Source organism: Aureimonas fodinaquatilis (assembly GCF_008369445.1).
In the GTDB taxonomy this organism is placed as follows: Bacteria; Pseudomonadota; Alphaproteobacteria; order Rhizobiales; family Rhizobiaceae; genus Aureimonas; species Aureimonas fodinaquatilis.
In genome coordinates this window covers 218,923-234,393 of record NZ_VTWH01000002.1, presented here as the reverse complement: position 1 = coordinate 234,393, position 15,471 = coordinate 218,923, and the positions used below count along the sequence as shown (strand labels likewise).

At 55.5% G+C, this 15,471-nt stretch carries 29 protein-coding genes; 18 read left to right on the top strand and 11 right to left on the bottom strand.

Annotation, left to right across the window (positions count from 1 at the left end):
• Positions 1-10 precede the first annotated feature (10 nt).
• Positions 11-544: a terminase small subunit gene (locus tag FPY71_RS07180; protein WP_149299147.1), complete on the bottom strand. Its 534-nt coding sequence runs from the start codon at positions 542-544 to the stop codon at positions 11-13.
• 312 nt (positions 545-856) lie between these two features.
• Here FPY71_RS07180 and FPY71_RS07175 point away from each other — a divergent pair, with 312 nt between their 5' ends.
• Complete coding sequence (locus FPY71_RS07175; protein WP_149299146.1) at positions 857-1,147, top strand: helix-turn-helix domain-containing protein; 291 nt, start codon at positions 857-859, stop codon at positions 1,145-1,147.
• 830 nt (positions 1,148-1,977) lie between these two features.
• On the opposite strand, the gene FPY71_RS07170 is transcribed toward FPY71_RS07175, so the two are convergent.
• From FPY71_RS07170 to FPY71_RS07135, 8 genes are all read right to left on the bottom strand, one after another.
• A complete protein-coding gene (locus FPY71_RS07170) occupies positions 1,978-2,583 on the bottom strand; it encodes a hypothetical protein (RefSeq protein WP_149299144.1) in 606 nt (201 codons plus the stop codon).
• Positions 2,580-2,915, bottom strand: a complete 336-nt coding sequence (locus tag FPY71_RS07165; protein ID WP_188052254.1) for an HNH endonuclease — start codon at positions 2,913-2,915, stop codon at positions 2,580-2,582. The genes FPY71_RS07170 and FPY71_RS07165 overlap by 4 nt, the downstream gene beginning before the upstream one ends.
• Positions 2,915-3,445 (bottom strand): helix-turn-helix domain-containing protein, encoded by a 531-nt coding sequence (locus tag FPY71_RS07160; RefSeq protein ID WP_149299140.1) that lies wholly within the window; start codon positions 3,443-3,445, stop codon positions 2,915-2,917. Before FPY71_RS07160 ends, FPY71_RS07165 begins: the two co-directional genes overlap by 1 nt.
• 170 nt (positions 3,446-3,615) lie before the next feature.
• Entirely contained in the window at positions 3,616-3,888 is a 273-nt protein-coding gene (locus tag FPY71_RS18580; RefSeq protein WP_149299138.1) for a hypothetical protein, read from the bottom strand.
• A complete protein-coding gene (locus FPY71_RS07150) occupies positions 3,885-4,505 on the bottom strand; it encodes a hypothetical protein (RefSeq protein WP_188052253.1) in 621 nt (206 codons plus the stop codon). Before FPY71_RS07150 ends, FPY71_RS18580 begins: the two co-directional genes overlap by 4 nt.
• A 531-nt stretch (positions 4,506-5,036) precedes the next feature.
• Positions 5,037-5,426, bottom strand: coding sequence for a DUF1064 domain-containing protein (locus FPY71_RS07145; RefSeq protein WP_149299134.1), 390 nt, complete (start codon positions 5,424-5,426; stop codon positions 5,037-5,039).
• A complete protein-coding gene (locus tag FPY71_RS07140) occupies positions 5,423-5,686 on the bottom strand; it encodes a DUF2312 domain-containing protein (RefSeq protein ID WP_149299132.1) in 264 nt (87 codons plus the stop codon). The genes FPY71_RS07145 and FPY71_RS07140 overlap by 4 nt, the downstream gene beginning before the upstream one ends.
• Before the next feature lie 50 nt (positions 5,687-5,736).
• Complete coding sequence (locus tag FPY71_RS07135; protein ID WP_188052252.1) at positions 5,737-6,081, bottom strand: hypothetical protein; 345 nt, start codon at positions 6,079-6,081, stop codon at positions 5,737-5,739.
• Here FPY71_RS07135 and FPY71_RS18455 point away from each other — a divergent pair.
• The gene (locus FPY71_RS18455; RefSeq protein ID WP_188052251.1) at positions 6,071-6,607 is read left to right on the top strand and encodes a hypothetical protein; all 537 of its coding nucleotides are present in this window, start codon (positions 6,071-6,073) and stop codon (positions 6,605-6,607) included. The genes FPY71_RS07135 and FPY71_RS18455 overlap by 11 nt on opposite strands.
• Positions 6,608-6,689: 82 nt before the next feature.
• On the opposite strand, the gene FPY71_RS07125 is transcribed toward FPY71_RS18455, so the two are convergent.
• Together FPY71_RS07125 and FPY71_RS07120 are read right to left on the bottom strand one after the other, a co-directional pair.
• Complete coding sequence (locus FPY71_RS07125; RefSeq protein ID WP_149299128.1) at positions 6,690-7,058, bottom strand: LexA family protein; 369 nt, start codon at positions 7,056-7,058, stop codon at positions 6,690-6,692.
• A complete protein-coding gene (locus tag FPY71_RS07120) occupies positions 7,055-7,288 on the bottom strand; it encodes a transcriptional regulator (protein ID WP_149300523.1) in 234 nt (77 codons plus the stop codon). Before FPY71_RS07120 ends, FPY71_RS07125 begins: the two co-directional genes overlap by 4 nt.
• A 63-nt stretch (positions 7,289-7,351) precedes the next feature.
• Here FPY71_RS07120 and FPY71_RS07115 point away from each other — a divergent pair, with 63 nt between their 5' ends.
• The 16 genes from FPY71_RS07115 to FPY71_RS18575 all read left to right on the top strand — a co-directional run bounded on the left by FPY71_RS07115 (position 7,352) and on the right by FPY71_RS18575 (position 15,354).
• Positions 7,352-8,071, top strand: coding sequence for an XRE family transcriptional regulator (locus tag FPY71_RS07115; RefSeq protein ID WP_188052250.1), 720 nt, complete (start codon positions 7,352-7,354; stop codon positions 8,069-8,071).
• Positions 8,072-8,445: 374 nt separating this feature from the next.
• Positions 8,446-8,583: a hypothetical protein gene (locus FPY71_RS18450; protein WP_188052249.1), complete on the top strand. Its 138-nt coding sequence runs from the start codon at positions 8,446-8,448 to the stop codon at positions 8,581-8,583.
• Entirely contained in the window at positions 8,576-8,890 is a 315-nt protein-coding gene (locus FPY71_RS07110) for a hypothetical protein (protein ID WP_149299124.1), read from the top strand. Before FPY71_RS18450 ends, FPY71_RS07110 begins: the two co-directional genes overlap by 8 nt.
• The gene (locus FPY71_RS18740) at positions 8,887-9,009 is read left to right on the top strand and encodes a hypothetical protein (RefSeq protein ID WP_281287488.1); all 123 of its coding nucleotides are present in this window, start codon (positions 8,887-8,889) and stop codon (positions 9,007-9,009) included. Before FPY71_RS07110 ends, FPY71_RS18740 begins: the two co-directional genes overlap by 4 nt.
• Positions 9,009-9,305: an Arc family DNA-binding protein gene (locus FPY71_RS07105; RefSeq protein WP_149299117.1), complete on the top strand. Its 297-nt coding sequence runs from the start codon at positions 9,009-9,011 to the stop codon at positions 9,303-9,305. Before FPY71_RS18740 ends, FPY71_RS07105 begins: the two co-directional genes overlap by 1 nt.
• Before the next feature lie 142 nt (positions 9,306-9,447).
• Positions 9,448-9,846 carry a hypothetical protein gene (locus FPY71_RS07100; RefSeq protein ID WP_149299115.1) on the top strand — a complete coding sequence of 133 codons (399 nt, stop codon included), beginning with the start codon at positions 9,448-9,450 and terminating at the stop codon, positions 9,844-9,846.
• Entirely contained in the window at positions 9,843-10,031 is a 189-nt protein-coding gene (locus FPY71_RS07095) for a hypothetical protein (protein WP_149299113.1), read from the top strand. Before FPY71_RS07100 ends, FPY71_RS07095 begins: the two co-directional genes overlap by 4 nt.
• The gene (locus FPY71_RS07090; RefSeq protein ID WP_149299111.1) at positions 10,015-10,764 is read left to right on the top strand and encodes a hypothetical protein; all 750 of its coding nucleotides are present in this window, start codon (positions 10,015-10,017) and stop codon (positions 10,762-10,764) included. Before FPY71_RS07095 ends, FPY71_RS07090 begins: the two co-directional genes overlap by 17 nt.
• Positions 10,764-11,399, top strand: coding sequence for an ERF family protein (locus FPY71_RS07085; RefSeq protein WP_149299109.1), 636 nt, complete (start codon positions 10,764-10,766; stop codon positions 11,397-11,399). The genes FPY71_RS07090 and FPY71_RS07085 overlap by 1 nt, the downstream gene beginning before the upstream one ends.
• Positions 11,399-11,836: a hypothetical protein gene (locus FPY71_RS07080; protein WP_149299107.1), complete on the top strand. Its 438-nt coding sequence runs from the start codon at positions 11,399-11,401 to the stop codon at positions 11,834-11,836. Before FPY71_RS07085 ends, FPY71_RS07080 begins: the two co-directional genes overlap by 1 nt.
• Positions 11,837-12,005: 169 nt before the next feature.
• Entirely contained in the window at positions 12,006-12,389 is a 384-nt protein-coding gene (locus FPY71_RS07075) for a hypothetical protein (RefSeq protein ID WP_149299105.1), read from the top strand.
• 103 nt (positions 12,390-12,492) lie between these two features.
• Positions 12,493-12,828: a hypothetical protein gene (locus tag FPY71_RS07070; protein WP_149299103.1), complete on the top strand. Its 336-nt coding sequence runs from the start codon at positions 12,493-12,495 to the stop codon at positions 12,826-12,828.
• Positions 12,825-13,433, top strand: coding sequence for a hypothetical protein (locus tag FPY71_RS07065; RefSeq protein ID WP_149299101.1), 609 nt, complete (start codon positions 12,825-12,827; stop codon positions 13,431-13,433). Before FPY71_RS07070 ends, FPY71_RS07065 begins: the two co-directional genes overlap by 4 nt.
• Entirely contained in the window at positions 13,430-14,113 is a 684-nt protein-coding gene (locus FPY71_RS07060) for a hypothetical protein (RefSeq protein ID WP_210246254.1), read from the top strand. The genes FPY71_RS07065 and FPY71_RS07060 overlap by 4 nt, the downstream gene beginning before the upstream one ends.
• On the top strand, positions 14,110-14,397 hold the full coding sequence (locus tag FPY71_RS07055) for a hypothetical protein (protein WP_149299099.1): 288 nt from the start codon (positions 14,110-14,112) through the stop codon (positions 14,395-14,397). Before FPY71_RS07060 ends, FPY71_RS07055 begins: the two co-directional genes overlap by 4 nt.
• Before the next feature lie 192 nt (positions 14,398-14,589).
• The gene (locus tag FPY71_RS18575) at positions 14,590-15,354 is read left to right on the top strand and encodes a hypothetical protein (protein ID WP_210246253.1); all 765 of its coding nucleotides are present in this window, start codon (positions 14,590-14,592) and stop codon (positions 15,352-15,354) included.
• The last annotated feature ends 117 nt before the right edge of the window (positions 15,355-15,471 follow it).

Sequence of the window (15,471 nt, the reverse complement as noted above, 5' to 3'; positions counted from 1 at the left end):
ACCTGAAAGGCTAATCCTCATCTTTCACGAATGCGATGGTCGGCGGGAATAGCGGCCCTCCGCCCTTGCCCGTGTGCTCGTGCCGATCGATGAACATAGCGAGGTGTTTGCCGATCTTCTCAAGTGCGCTGTTTTTGTCCCAGAGCCTGACTTTGTGAACATGCTCGATGACGGTGCGACCGTCCTCATCCTTCTCATTGGTATTGCGCGAAATCACCTCTACAGCCGCGACAGACGCGGCGAAATCATCCGTCCATTCTTCTGGCGGCAAAAGGCTGCCCTTGTCCGTGAACGCGCCCCGGATATCGGACAGGCCAATGCGGCCCAGTTCTAAAAGGACGCGATCAACGGTCAGCTCCGTCCGCCTCGACCGATCCCTTTGGGCATTCGAGATTGCGTCCGCGATCTTAGCATCCCTTAGCAGCCGGTGGCCGGTGACTTCTGCGCTGCGGGCGCTATACCCTGCCCTGATAGCTGCCCGTGTCGCGTTGAGATCGACCAGATACTCTTCGACGAAGCGGCCTCGCTTACCGTCGAGAGCCATTGGATTCTCCATACAGAAACCCCGCCGAACCGAAGCGCGACGGGGAATAATTCGTACAAAAATCGGTAAAATTGCGCAAATACCCATTGCATATTCGTACATAGTACGATACAACAATGAGGCGGGAGGCGATCAGGCCTAACGCAAACGAAAGGGGGTGAGACATGTGAAGCTTCGGAAAGTGGTACTTCGGATCAGATTGTTCGGTTGGCGCCTGACACTGATCTGGAAGTAACTCCCAAGGGGCCAGCGCAAATGCTGGTCCCGACCGAAGAGGATACAGTCTCACCCCCTTATGTTGGAGATATTATCATGACCCCTGAGAGTTTCAAGGACTGGCGTAAACAAATGGGCCTGACGCAAGCAACTGCTGCACAAGCCCTTGGCGTATCGAAGCCGACAATCGAGAACTACGAACGCGGCACACGGCGCGACAACGGCGATCCTGTTATCATACCGCTGCACATTGCTCTTGCCTGCCGGGCGCTGTTCCATAATCTGGAGCCTTGGGACGAGCCGGTCATAGACGATGCCCGGGCCTTTCCGCAAACTGAAGTACGGTCGGGACTCAGAAGCTCCCGCGAGTTATACAAAAAGACGTGAGGTGTTCAATATGACTGGCAAGCTCTCACCTGACGGCGAAGTGTTAGACGCCCATATGACGGCGCATCATATTGCCCTGCTAGCACTCGTTCGATGTCTTGAAGACAATGGCTCATTGAGGCCGGGGCAGTTCTCTGATGCTCTGCACATGGCAATGGAGAATGGGAGACGTGATCTCTCGGATATGACGCTGGCAATGCTTCATGGCATACGAGAAGCAGTTACAAAGTAGGCTTAGGATTAATCTAACGGGTAGGCACTTCGCTGCGCCTGTTTTTTGACATCGCAATCCACAGAATACTTTATTCCTGCAATGACGGGGCTCTTTAAAATCAACCGTATACTCATATCTATATGTAAGACTTACGCAAGGATAAGATATGAAGTACAATGCTATTTTGTTAAGCACCTCTATCAACACGCGAGATCAATTGATCATTTTTCCCGAGCAACCTTTTACGGAAAGCGCTCGTAGGGAGGTAAATTCTTGTGCGCGTCAAACAATCAAAGGTTGGTGCTATTCCGTAGAAAAAAGTAATTCCATCGCCCACGAGATTAAACTACATGCGCATCAAATCGAGACGTTGGGCTGGTTTTCAATAACTCAGCCACACGATGTCGAGATTGTGGGCATGGCAGTTAGGGATTTGAGCCCAATCCGTAGATCACCGTCTCAGGCCATCGCGATTTAACCCCGCTATGCCCTCATAGACGATAGATGTTCACCACCATACTCGGCTGCCATGATCTCTGAATCAAAAATGGCCGGAACCGCTTTTACACAATTCCGACCAATGCATTACGGAAATTACATGCCTACGGCATGCGTGTCAAGCCATCTCGGAAAATCTTCGTGGCGCTGGAGCATTAAACGCATGGTGTACTTGGTTCAAAGCAAGGCGAAGATCACCCAGCAGCTTGTACGCCAGCTTGTTCTCAAAGATTATTGCCTCTACTGCCATCATGCCCAATGGGCCGCTTTCGAGGATTGCCCTGCGCATCATGGCCCATGTCTCAATTGAGCGCTTGGCCTGCTTCTCGTATTCATCAGTGATGACACTGCTACCGGCACCGCGCGGACCATCGTAATCGCTGGATGATCTCTGACGGGGCAGAAGGATTGCGGCATCGTAAGCGGCCTTTGCTTCCTCAATTCGCTCAGCAGCATGCACCTGGTTTTTGTTGAGCCCGCCGTCGATCAGCTTCATCTGGCCAAGGTACTCGATCGCATTGCCAGAGCTTTGCTGTTTTGCAACTTCGTCTGACACACCAAGGTGTTTCACCCGCTGGGCTACAACGGTGGCCATGCGCTGCTTCTGTGTCTCCTGCTTGGGCGGCTGGACGAGCTTGCCACATTCGTGGCGCTCACCCTCCTTGGCTTTCCTCCCTGCCCGCTTTGCCTGACGGGCCCGGCGCTTTGCGGCGAATGAACTCATAGTCTGCCCTCCAGGCTTGTCATTGTTCGTGGGTGCTGCTGGGGCTGGTGGGCATCACCGCCTCCAAGTCGCAGCTTCAGAAATTCGGATGCGGGCATGTCGGCTTTGGCGCTGTTGCACTCGTAGCAAGCAAGAAGAATATTGCCTGCTTCATGCTTCCCGCCGGCGGACTTCGGAACAATGTGGTCAAAGGTTGCCGTATTCGGTTTCCGTTTCTTTTGAGATTTGGCCATTTCGCAATCGCAGTAGAAGCATCTGCCAGCCTGCACCTGCCAAAGATGCTCACGCTTGATTTTCCGCCGAAACCACCTCGGATAGTAGGTGACCTGCATCACTCTCCCTCCAGAGGTATGCATGGGATGCCAAGACGTTTGGCCTTTTCGGGCCATCTCCTGATTGCGTGGATGAGTGTTGTGTGATCCCGGTCCATGATCTGGCCGATAGCTGGCAGGCTGCAATCGCAGCGGCGCCTCATCTCGTACATGATGTGATGGCGGGCAGACACGAGATCTACGCTGCGGCGATGGCCAACGATATCAGCTCTCGTAAAGCGGGGATAAATCGCCAGGAGCTGGCGCAACACCTGTTGTCTGCGCGCCGGGCCGCTTCTCGAATGATACTTGGCAAGAGCGGCATCGAAATCGAACTCGCCAATGAATTCAGGTATAGCTTCGCCAGCCTTTGCGGCCGCTGCGGCTTCAGCAGCAGCCTTGGCCTTCTGCCAGTCAATCTCAGCCCTGCGCTGCGCTATCCAGTCAGGATCGAACACGCGTGTTTGAAAGCCGGGTCGCCCTGCCCAGATACGAGGTGCAGATGCCAGTTGCTCAGGAGTAAAGCCAGATAGATCGTGTGACGCAATCATCACTGCCAATCCTTCTGACACTGTAGCTTTGGAAGGCTGATGAGGACTGATTTGCTGCCATCGCCGCCTGGATGGATTACGGTCAGACTGCGAACCACATGCGGGATTGAATATTGCTTGCCGTCATGGGGTGCGGGGTGAGTTACGGGTGATGTGTTGTCCATTGGGATTCACCGTGTCTGGTATGGAATATGATCGTCGGGAACTGCGTTCAGCGGCGTGGCTGGTTTCCATGCGGGATCTGGGCCGAACAGATCGCCCATTTCAGGCCGGGCATGCGATCCCTCGCAGTTACCAGGAACCCAGATTGACCCTTTCGGATGGACGCCACGGTTTACCTGCTCTCTGGCAAAGCTCTTGGTGCATTCGCGCAAGATCACTGAGGATCGGGGCTGTCGGTAGTCGTAGAGAATGCGTTGAGGATGATAGCCGCCGTCCATCATGCCACCCTCACCGTCTGTGCCAGCTTCGAGATCTTCTCACGCATGGCCTGAAAGTCACCTTCGCGTTCTTCCGGCGCTGGTAGCTCTGGAAGGTTGAGCATCCGCTCGACCATGACGGCCTTGGCCATCACGTTGCGCTGCAAGCGTTCGCAATATTCGAGCATCACGTCAGTGGTCGGCAGAAATTCGGCCTTAATGCCTTCCGCCTTGCCGCGAAGAATGTTCGTCACCGCCGCTTTGAGAATTGCGCCCGGCACATCAGCCAAAACCAGCGCATACACCCTGCCCCTGCTGCCGCCTTCGACCTTGCCTGATGACGCACGTCCGGAAATCAGCAGGTCGATATTATCCTCAAGCTCATCCTCAGTGGCGGGAGTTTGCATGGCGGTATGAATGCTGTTCACTATCCGCATAAGTTCCGTCTTCTCGTCGTTCGAGGGTGAACGACCGTGAGGCCATGCCACTGGAATGCTCATCGTCTGGCCAGTCGGCCCCACTGCCATGATTGTTCGGCTGGACAGGCTCTCGAAAGCGTCGTCCAGCAAGCGCGCTGCGGACACCTTCCCGGACACTGGCGTTGAGACTTGGCCTTGAGGAATGCGAGTTACGTTGTTCATGGCGTTGTCCTGTCTGAGGCTTCGGAGCTGGTTCGTCCTGCCAGCCTTTTCCGTTCAGCCAAGTCGCTGGATGGCGAGTGAATGTTTGGTCTTCGAGACGGCGCTCTTCGGCGTATCGCTGAGCACCGTGAAGAATGGCCTGGAATTCGAAATCCTTCCGGGCTTTGGCGAATGCCTTCTCCGCTTGGCCCCTGCCGACCTTCCGAGGATACGCTGCCCAGAACTGCTCGAACTCTTGTTCGGATTGGCTGCGAGAGGCCCCCTTACGCGCGGGTATATCTCTCGCGGGTGGATGGGGGTGTGTTTGGGGGGTCTGGGGGGAAAGAGAGGGGGAAGGAGGGGGAGCGTCACTACCGTCACAAGCGTCACTTTCCGTCACTTGTGACGCTTTGTTACGCCTGTAGCGCTCTTGCCGAATTGCTCCCGCCGATCTCTGTTTGGGAAGTTCCGCCTCAATAGCTTCCGCCGCTACGAGCGCATGCTCTATCGTTAAGCCAGCGGCAATCATTCGACGGATAGCGGCAGCGATGCTCATGACACGACCTCGACCGTAATGCCGTGGTTGTCCTGCATAAGCTTTGCCTTGAGGCGGAACACAGGCGTGATTGTGCCTTTGCCGCCTTTGTTGCCCTTCACATCGACAACGCGCTCACGGCCCGTAACGCTGTCGTAGAAAACGAAATCAGCGTTGTAGACAGCAACGATCTGGCCGTTCTCGCCCTTGAGGACGAACGGCACCTGGTGGCGGATGTTGGACACCTCGCCTTTTTCTTCTCGCCTCTCCAGCTTCAGAAAGTAGTTGTACTCAGCCTTGCTATCGAACTTGATGCCGTTGTGTTCGACACGTACGTTGCCGTATTTCGACCGCCGCGGCTTGCCTGTCATTGCACGGAAATCGGTTTCGGAAATGATTGAGGTCATAGCAACCTCGGCTGCATTCCGAGTTCCTGCATATACAGGTCTAGGATTGCTTCTTGCTCTTGGCGCTCATTGGTGTCCTGCTTGCGCAGTGCGATGATCTTGCGCAGAACCTTAGTGTCAAACCCGTTGCCCTTGGCCTCGGCGTAAACGTCCTTGATGTCATCCGCGATTGTCTTCTTCTCTTGATCCAGCCGCTCTATCCGCTCAACGAACGAGCGAAGCTGAGTGCGGTCGTTTTCCTCAATACCGTTCGTTGCCATTGTCGTTCGTCTCCTTGATGCGTTGTTCGTCCGGCGTTTCTGAGCGAAGCTCAGGGGCGATCCATTCCGCCAGATCGGCAGCTCTCGTCCTGAGCAATAGCGCCCAGCCGATCCGCCGATTGATTGATATGCATCGCCGCCAGCCGCGCGGTTTCTGCGCGAAAGTCGGCATGTTGTTTCCTCGCGGTAATGACTGCCTGCATCTCCACGATCTCGCGGTACTCGATGCGGCTCGCCTCATTGTCCCAGATCGCCCGCACGCGGCGTCGGGTCCATTTGGGGTTAACCTTGGAAAGGGAACGATAGGCGCGCTCAAGCATGGATTTAACCGGCTCGCGGATACCGCGTTCGCCAATCACTTCATCCATCAAGTGCGCTGCTGTCGTGTCAGACATTTCCGTATTCCTGGGTGAAAATTCCAAGATCTTGGGTGAAAATTCCGCGTTCATGGGTGGCTCCAATGTCAAATTGATCGACATGGAGAGAGCCGCTGACGGAAACCTTCTTGAAAACTGCAAAGACCCGCCGAACACGGGCACTGAGGGCTGCTGCGCCGGCAAGCGCGCTGCCCATGATCCGAACAGCCCCGGCAAGGGCGACGGATCGGAATTTGAAACCTATATCGCTGGCTTGATCGCCAATGCGCTGATCGCCAAGCGATGGAGGGAGAGGAAAGCTAGTCATTCAGATAGCATCCATAACTATGCCGATGACTACGCAGACCGCCCCAATAAGCATGCCGACCACCAGCGACGCCGGGTCAAAACTCTCCAGTGTATTTCTGGCGATGAGCTGACCAAAATAGCCAAAAGTGCCGCCAGAAACGGTGGCAATCAAAAACCTCATCGCGCATCCTCCACACGCAGAAGTCGCGCAGCCTTAACCAGCGACAATCCATCCTTGGCTGGACGCGGGATATGAGCGATGGGAAAGCCTTCTTTGGTGATGATCACGAAAGGCGCTCGTCCCATATCTCGGCAAAGGCGAAGGGCGACAGAGGGTGTCATGCGAACCTCGAAGGTGCCGCATGTTGAGCCGGCTGATACTCAGGGTTGATGATCCGAATGCAGCGAGCACGGGAAAACGATCTTTCGATATGGCCGCGCTCTTCCAACGCCACCATCAATCGATGCGCGCCGCTTTTCGACCGAAGGCCAATTGCCTCGACCATTTCCTCACACGAAGGCGCAATGCCATGCTCGTTGATGTAGTCGCGGATGAATGCCAGCAGATCACGCATGCGGGCGGTCATGGTCATGGGGTTGCGCGGGCGATGCTCCATCCGTGCATGAGCGTCCCGGACAACTTCCGGGTTCTGCTCAAGGTACTTGATGACCTGATCTCTGGAGCGAAGGGGCTGGAACGTGCTCATGCTGGCGCGCCTTCAGATAGAGGGCGGCGAGCACGATGACGGCTGCGACGAGGATAAAGGTCTGGCCTAAGATCGTGGCGAGAAACGCCACTGGCCCTCTCGACATCCAGAACGCGAAGAGGCGGGCACACCTTCCACTGGCTCACAGCCTGATAAGTTATGCCAAGCCGCGCTCCGAGAGACACCGCCCCTCCAGCGCTGACAATTGCGGCCTGCAAGGCCGATAACATGGAGTTTTTATCGCTCATGCCCAATACAAGCATGACTTGCTTAATAATGCAAGCCAGTCTTTTGTGGACGGCGATCAACTTGCATCGCACTACAACAGTATGAACAGAACGCTCGGAAATGTGATCCGGACTGCTAGGAAGCAGCGCAAGAAGACCCAGAAGGAAGTTGCGGCAACCCTCGCTGTGACTTACCAGGCCGTGGGCCAGTGGGAACGCGGCGACAACGAAATAAGCATGACCAACTTACGCAAGTTGGCTGGTTTTCTTGGAATAGACCCTGTTTCCGCCCTCTCTGGCGAATTGCGTTTCGTTGACATAGAGCAAGCCTTGAACGAGGTTCAGCAGGTCACAGATCCTGCACCAATGCCAGATCGAGGCCCGAAGGACGTTCCCGTTCAGGGCGTCAGCTATGGCGGTGGCGATTCAGACTTTACGACCTACAGCGATGTTGTGGACTACGTAAGGAGGCCTGTCGGTATTGCCCACGTCAAAGACGTTTTTGCCCTGCATGTTCTAGGAACCAGCATGGAGCCGCGCTTCGAGCCGGGCGACTTAATCTATTGCGGTGGGCGGGAGCCAATCCCCGGCGATGACATCGTGATAAAATTGAAGCCCGAAGCGGAACATGAAAACGGCAAAGGTTTCATCAAGCGGCTTATTGGTCGTCAGTCCGGGCTTCTGATCTGTCGGCAATTCAACCCCGCAAAGGAGGTTGAATTTAAGCTCGCCGACATAGATCGCGTATACCGCGTAATCCCAGCGAAAGAGCTTCTCGGCTTTTGATTTCTCGAGCATCTCGAAAAACCCCTTGAACTGATACAGCGTCTCCCGGCTTGCCCTCGCTTTTGCAGGCTTGGCACCGCAGCTTTGCGACAAAATCTCGCATCGGCCCGCTCTGACGCCTGCACACCCTTTCGAGATCGTGAGTATTCAGCCACTTCTCTCGACCACAATCACTGCACTCCACTGCCAAAGCCTTTAAATGCCACACTGGCGGGCTGTATCCCGTCATATCTGCCCTGCTCCGTTCCCTTTATGTTCTCATTATTGATTCGTCAGCGGCGAGAGTCGAGTCTGCCATCTTCATTTTTTATGCAAGTTTCGCTTGCACTTTTATGCAAGCAGTGATTGTATGTCTCCAACACAGGAGATGACCCATGCAGCCCATGAAGATCATAGGCCCCTCGCAAGCCGACAATAACCGGCGCGTTGATGGCATCATTCAGGCGGTGAAATACGCCGTCTACATCGCGCTTATCATGATCCTCGTTTTAATGGGGCTCTACGATGTCTGAGGTGAAGCACACGCCCGGGCCATGGATAATTATTGGAGAAATGGTTGAGCACGGCTGCTGCTGGGATGCCGCCATATCAGCAAAAGTCCCTCTCGGAGATGGGAAATATGGAGGCGATAAGGCTCTGATTGCGGAATGCAATATTGAGAATTCCCCCCTGATCGCCGCAGCTCCTGATCTGCTGACCGTGGCAATAAGGTTGGCTCATGCGGCGAGCATGGAGCCAGGAAAAGACAGGCTGGCTGCGTTTCAGATTGTGGCCGACGAAGCCCGCGCCGCCATCGCAAAAGCGGAGGGCCGGTCATGAGCCGCACAGCCAATCATCCCAGCCTGATCATGGCTTCCATCCTGACAGCCACCCTTTCCTACCTCACTGCAATCTCTCCCATTGGCGAGATCATTGCTGCTTACTGGAGGGCGATGTGATGGCTCGTGAACAATATCCAAGTGAAAAGGCAGAGCGCTTTCAAATACGCCTACCAGACGGACTGCGCGAGGAAATCAGATCAGCAGCAGAGCGTAATGGCCGCAGCATGAATGCTGAGATCGTCCACCGCCTGCAAAGCGTCGGGTCATTGCGCGATCAGTTCGCGGGTCAGGCTTTGAGTGGTTTTCTGGGCAATAGCAAATCACTCGGACTTCAGCACTATCCGGCAGAGGCGGCAGGCGCAGCCTACCGCGTAGCTGACGCCATGATTGCAGCTCGCGAGGTCAAGCCATGATCCGCGAATACGCAAAACCAATCTTGGAACTCCTGACAATCGCTCTGTTCATAGGTGCGGGATACGTCTTCGCACAGCTCGGCAGCGATTACGTCCTGGAGTCCCGTCAATCCTTCAATTCATCCTACGCAGAGGTGCAGAAATGATCCCCTCTTGGATAAATCAACCCCATGTTGAGCTGTATGTCGAGGATATCCCTATCATCCTCAATGGCTATGAAATCGACGCCTATTTCAATGCGACGGTGACATTCTACCTCGAGGAAGCAGGCAACTTCGACATTGGAGAAGCCTTCATTGAAACGAGCAAGGCATCCGGCAAGCAACGGGTTGTTTCACTGCAAAGGATCGAGAACGCCCGCAACGGCCATTCGGTCAATCTTGAGCACCACTTGGATGACTGTCTCTGGGAGCACTGCCTGAAGCCTGCCACGTCCGACTGGATCATGGACAAGCTTCAAGAGGAAGCCCGCAACTGGGAAGACCCAGACCAAGAGCGTGACATGCGCCTCGGCTACGATCTGCTGGAGGCTGCGGAATGACGCATCGAGCCAGCACCATCATGCCAGAGCCGACAATCGTCGCTCCTGATTACGCCGGATACACCGAGTTTACCGCTCGTGCTGCGATAGCCGACCTGATTGCAGAACACGGCCATGCCAGAGCGCGTCAACTCATCAAGCAATTCATGGATGAAATGGAGGCCCGTCATGTCGGAAGCCATTGATATGCGGCATCACAACAATCCTCCAGAGGCAACACCTTTTGAGATTTCCCGTGACGAGATTGAAGCGCTGTACGAGGAAGCCAAGCACTGGCTGGACGGCGACGACATCGTTGAGCATGCCGTTGCTGAGCAGGTGTCAAAGCTCATGGACGAAATCCGCAAAGCCATCAAGGCAGCGGATAACCGTCGCAAGGAAGAAGTGAAGCCGCTGGATGATGCCAAGAGCAAAATTCAGGCTCGTTACAATGAGCTGATCGGCGAGACGAAAAGCGTCACCGGCAAAGGCCCGATGGCTCTAGACGCCTGCAAAAAGGCGCTCGCTCCATATCTGAAGAAGCTGGATGATGAAAAGCGGGCCATCGCTGAGGTTGCGCGCATTGTGGCTGATCGAAAGCGCGAAGAAGCTGAGGCAGCTATTCGCGCCAGCCGTGAAGCTGATCTGGCACAACGTGAGGAAGCCGAACGCCTCCTGCGTGATGCACAGCAGGCGGAAACCGCTGCGCGTCGAGCCGCGAACGACAAGGCCCAGGCCAAGGGTGGAAGCCGCGCCACATCTCTGCGTACCAGCTATGTCGCTGAAGTTGTCGATATGACGGAGTTCGCCCGCTTCTGCTGGAAAAACCATCACGAAGAACTGTCGCAGTTTTTCCGCACTTTGGCCCAGCGCAAGGTGGATGCGGGGACGCGCTCCATTCCTGGTGTCGAAGTGCATGAGCATCGGAGTGTTGTCTGATGAGCATCGTCACAAGCCCAACAATCAATAAACTGATGACTTCCCTGCTGGCCTTTCAAGGCAAAGTCGAGGGCGTCCATAAAGACAGCAAAAACCCGCATTTTAAGAACAGCTATGCCTCGCTTGAGGCCGTGGTGGAGGCTGCGCGCCCACACCTTCAGGAAAACGGCATAGTCTTCAATCAAGCACCTGGCATCGTGGTCGATGGCTGCATTGAGGTAACGACACGCCTGACGCACGCCGAAAGCGGTGAGTGGATGCAGTCCACCATGCATGTGCCAATGTCCAAGCGTGATCCACAGGGTGCGGGATCAGCGATGACCTACGGCCTGCGCTATTCCCTGATGGCCGCCCTAGGACTGCCACCGCTGGATGATGATGCGGAGAGCGCTATCGACCGTAATCAGCAGCGGCCAAAACCCACGGCCCGGGTCAATGACCGCAATGCTGTAATTGCCGACACCATGATTGAGGCGATGAAAATCTCGCCGGATCAATTGGCACTCGAGAAATGGTGGATGAAGCAAAAATCTGAGATCGAAGACCTCGATGAGGTGAGCCGTAACCGTGTTCTGAACACGGCTCGTGACCTGAGGAAATCCCTGCCCAAGGCAAGCACGCTGGAGGCCGGGTGATGACCACACGAGTTATAACCAACGAAATCCAGCGCGATGCTCTAACCGCGCTCATTGCCAGCCGACCGCTGCCATTCACAGCCGAGGTCGTCAAAGGCAAGCGCCGCAGCGTTGAGCAGAACAGGCTTCAGCGCCGATTGCTCAACGAGATAGCCGCTCAGACGGATCAAACCCATGAGGAAGTGCGTGCTCTCTGCAAGCTGACAATCGGCGTGCCGATCCTGCGGGCAGGAAGCGAACTGTTCGCCGAAAAATACGACCGCTTGATCAAACCAATGCCCTACGAGCGCAAGCTTGAGATGATGGCAGAACCTATCGATTTTCCGGTAACGCGCCTCATGAACACAGCGCAGAAGACGGCTTACATTGAAGGCATCTATCGGGTGTTCTCAGAGCAAGGCGTGATCTTCAGCGAAGATCAGGAGCGCGCACGATGATTACGGCCATCAAGCATCGTCGTGACGCCCTGCCCCGGACATCACCTCATCGCGGCATCTTGCACAGCATTATCCAAGCGCACACGCACGAGGATCTACGCGCAGCGATATTCTGGAGCGGATGGGAACAGGATCTTCGCCGGTCATGCCGCGAACTGGCGGTGAAGCAATGACCCGCCGCGAGTTCACCAGAGAAGTTCGGGCCAAGATCGTGGATCGAGCAAGGAATGCCGACGGCTTTGTCGTCTGCGAAGGCTGTGGCCTCGTGCTCAAAAAGAAACCGTACCAGATCGACCACACGATTCCGGATGCCATGCATAGAGACAAGAGCAAGCCGCTCAAGCCGGACGACGGCAAGCTGCTTGGTCAAGCCTGCTGCCATGCGCCCAAAACGAAGAAAGACGTTGCCGACATTGCCCGCGCCAAGCGCCTCGAAGCGAAATTCGACGGGTTCCAAACAGACAAGAAATCTGCCCTCAGCAAGCCGGAAGGCTTCAAATTTGACTGGGGCCGTGGCCGCTACGTGAAGACATCAAGGGAGACGCAACCATGATTACCGCATGCCTCCTTTTCATCCCGCTCGAATTCGCCGCCGTCGCATTTCTCTGCGGTCTGGCTGGCTTCAACAACCGTCCAGCTCGAACAGGAGCAAAGCCATGACACAGGCAAAGCACACGCCTGGACCTTGGTCCGTGTTCATTGACGATAGTGGCGGTCAATGGACTGGCTGGCCTTTGTCAATATCCGCCGTCAACGAAACCGACAAAACAGTCGTACGGACAGGCGGGCAATGGCCATACGAGTGGGATAATGCAACAAGCCAGAGAGAAGCTGTTGCAAACGCCCAGCTGATTGCCGCAGCGCCTGATCTGCTGGAAGTCCTCAAGCGCATTGATAGCGTCATGGATTTTTCCGGCACCCAATATTCGCAATTCGACGGGCTGCAAGAGCAGATGCTTGCCGCCATCGCAAAAGCTGAGGGCCGGTCATGAAGCTCGCGATCATCCTTACCGGCATCGTGCTGGCATCCCCTGCTCTGGCAGAGACACCATCCAAACCTGTCGAGCAGCCCAAGCAAACACTGGTGCAGAAATGGTTCAGCACGAACCAGCAGTCACAGCACCAGGCGCAGGCTCAAACCCAAGGACAGACCCAGCAGCAGAATGCGACAGCCAATGCGACCGGAGGCAATGCTGCCGCATCGGCCAACAACGGAGGCGTCAATGTCACGTCGAAAAACGTCACGGTTGTCGCGCCGTCCATCAGCGGCAATGGCGACACGAATGCGGTATCGCTCGGAACGCCCTTTGGTGCAGTCGGATTTGCACTTCCTACTGCGGGTTACAAGTCAGGACAGGTGGTCCGAAATATTATTTCCATCGGAAATGATAGAGCCTTGCTCTACACACAATGCAGTATCCGGGAAGCACACGCCACGTTGATGCTCAAAGGTGTCCGCTGCGATCTTGCGCGGGCTGGGCGTTATCAGGAGCTGGCCGCTTACGAAGCGTCATTGAAGCCGGTTGCCGTCAAGAAAGCCCCTGCGAAAAAGAAGGTGCGGAAGGCGAAAGCCAAGCCTGCATGTGGCTGCAAATGACGGGGCTGCGCGTTCTTATTGGCGGTGAGCACAACGGCGTTGTGCGCGATGCATTTATCGCGCGAGGACACTACGCTGTGTCGTGTGATTTCTCGCCATCAAAGGTCGGCGGTCCTCATCATCAGGGCGACTGGTCTGACATAGAGGGCGATGGCTGGGATTTGGCCATCTTCCATCGCACATGCACATTCTTGGCCAATTCCGGCGCAAAGCATCTGTACCTGAACATGAGCAAGAACGGTGGCCTGAACGAGGATCGCTGGCTTGAGATGGGTCGGCATGCATGGGCGTTCTGGCATCACATGCAGAACTGCCCTGTACGCTTTGCCGCATGGGAAAACCCGGTGATGCTGGGATATGCGCAGCTCATGATCGGCAAGCCTGATCAGATCGTCCAACCTTGGTGGTTTGGCCACGATGAAAACGGCCCGGACAACGTGAAAAAAGCAACAGCTTGGCGGCTTAAAGGTGGCCTACCGAAGCTGGGCCCCACGGGGACATTGGATGGTTCCACGGCACGCGACGAAGTTCATCAGATGGCACCCACCGCAGACCCGGAGGAACGACGCATGGCGCGATCCAAATTCACGCCTGGGCATGCCGAGGCAATTGCAGAGCAATGGGGCGATTGGGTCCGGATGTGCAAGGAAGCCGAGCTTCTGGAAAGGAACGTCGCATGACCACAGACACAAAGCCATTGGCGGTGAGTGATGACCTGAAACAGCGGCTGCGGCGCGATTTTGGGGATTGGGTGGCTGATCCAACATATGACACGCGCATCGAAGCAGCCGACCGCATTGAAGCACTGGAAGCCCGCAATGCAGAGTTGGAGGCGGGGCTTCATCCATTTGCAGAAGCCGCAGAGCTAGCATTGATCAGCGGTAATCCGCCCGGAAACCACGTTGATGCCAACAGATTTTTAAAAGCCCGCGCCCTTCTGAAAGGAACCGACCATGACGGATGAACCTCTGAGGATAGAGGAAGACGTAGATTTAGCCGTCTTTATGGCTCTGGGGCTCAAACCGCATGCCACTGGTCGGTTTAGCCAGCACCAAACCATCCGAGACACCCCAAAACCTATGAAGACAGCCAAACGCAAGCGCCGGGACAAGTCCAAGGCTGCGCGCAAGGCTCGGCACGTCGCGAGGAAATCACAATGACGGTTGAACTGAAACAAGCCGTTGAGCGGGTGGTGTTACTACTGCGCAATCCGTCCTTCTTCCATGCCACGACGTTTGAGGACCGCGAGGATATCCGCACTGTTCTGAACGCCCTATCGACTGCCCGCCGTGATGCTTTCGAGGAAGCGGCAAAGGTGGCATTAACATTCGAGGATTGGGGCGACTATTCCGGTCTTCTGGAAACGGCATCAATTCAGATCGCCGAACGCATTCGATCCCACGCTGATAGCGATGAGCCCGCTGCCGATACCGACAATGAAGCTACTCTGAAAGACCGTATCGAAAATGCTGTGCAGGCCATGTCCGAGACACACAGGTCTTGGGAAGCGCGGTGTCACTCTATTATGGGAGCGCTTGATTACGATTTTGGTTGGAGTGACCCGAAGATGGATGCGGAGCCCGCAGCCGATACCGGGCAGGCGGTGACGCTGACTTATACCAACTGGCGCGGCGAAACAGACGCCCGCTCCATCGTGCCGATAACCGTTTGGTTCGGTTCCACTGATTGGCATCCCGAACCGCAATGGCTACTCAAAGCCTTTGATGTTGCCAAAGAGGCAGAACGTGATTTTGCGCTCAAGGACTTTGGACACCCCGCCCCGGTCGATGCTGAACGGATAAGGATTGCCCTGCGAAATATTGCTGAAGGCAATCTGGGAAGCGGCCCCGGTCAGGCAAACTATGAGCGAATACGTCAGGTCGCCATAGCTGCCCTGCGCAAGCAGGAGGACGGGGAATGACCGCAATCCGCTGGAAACTGTTCAAGCTCATATCGCGCATTGGATGGGCAGTTTGCCCTGAGCCACATAGATCGCGGCTTCAAAGGGCAATGCCGACTTGGCGTGACGTGGAGGCCA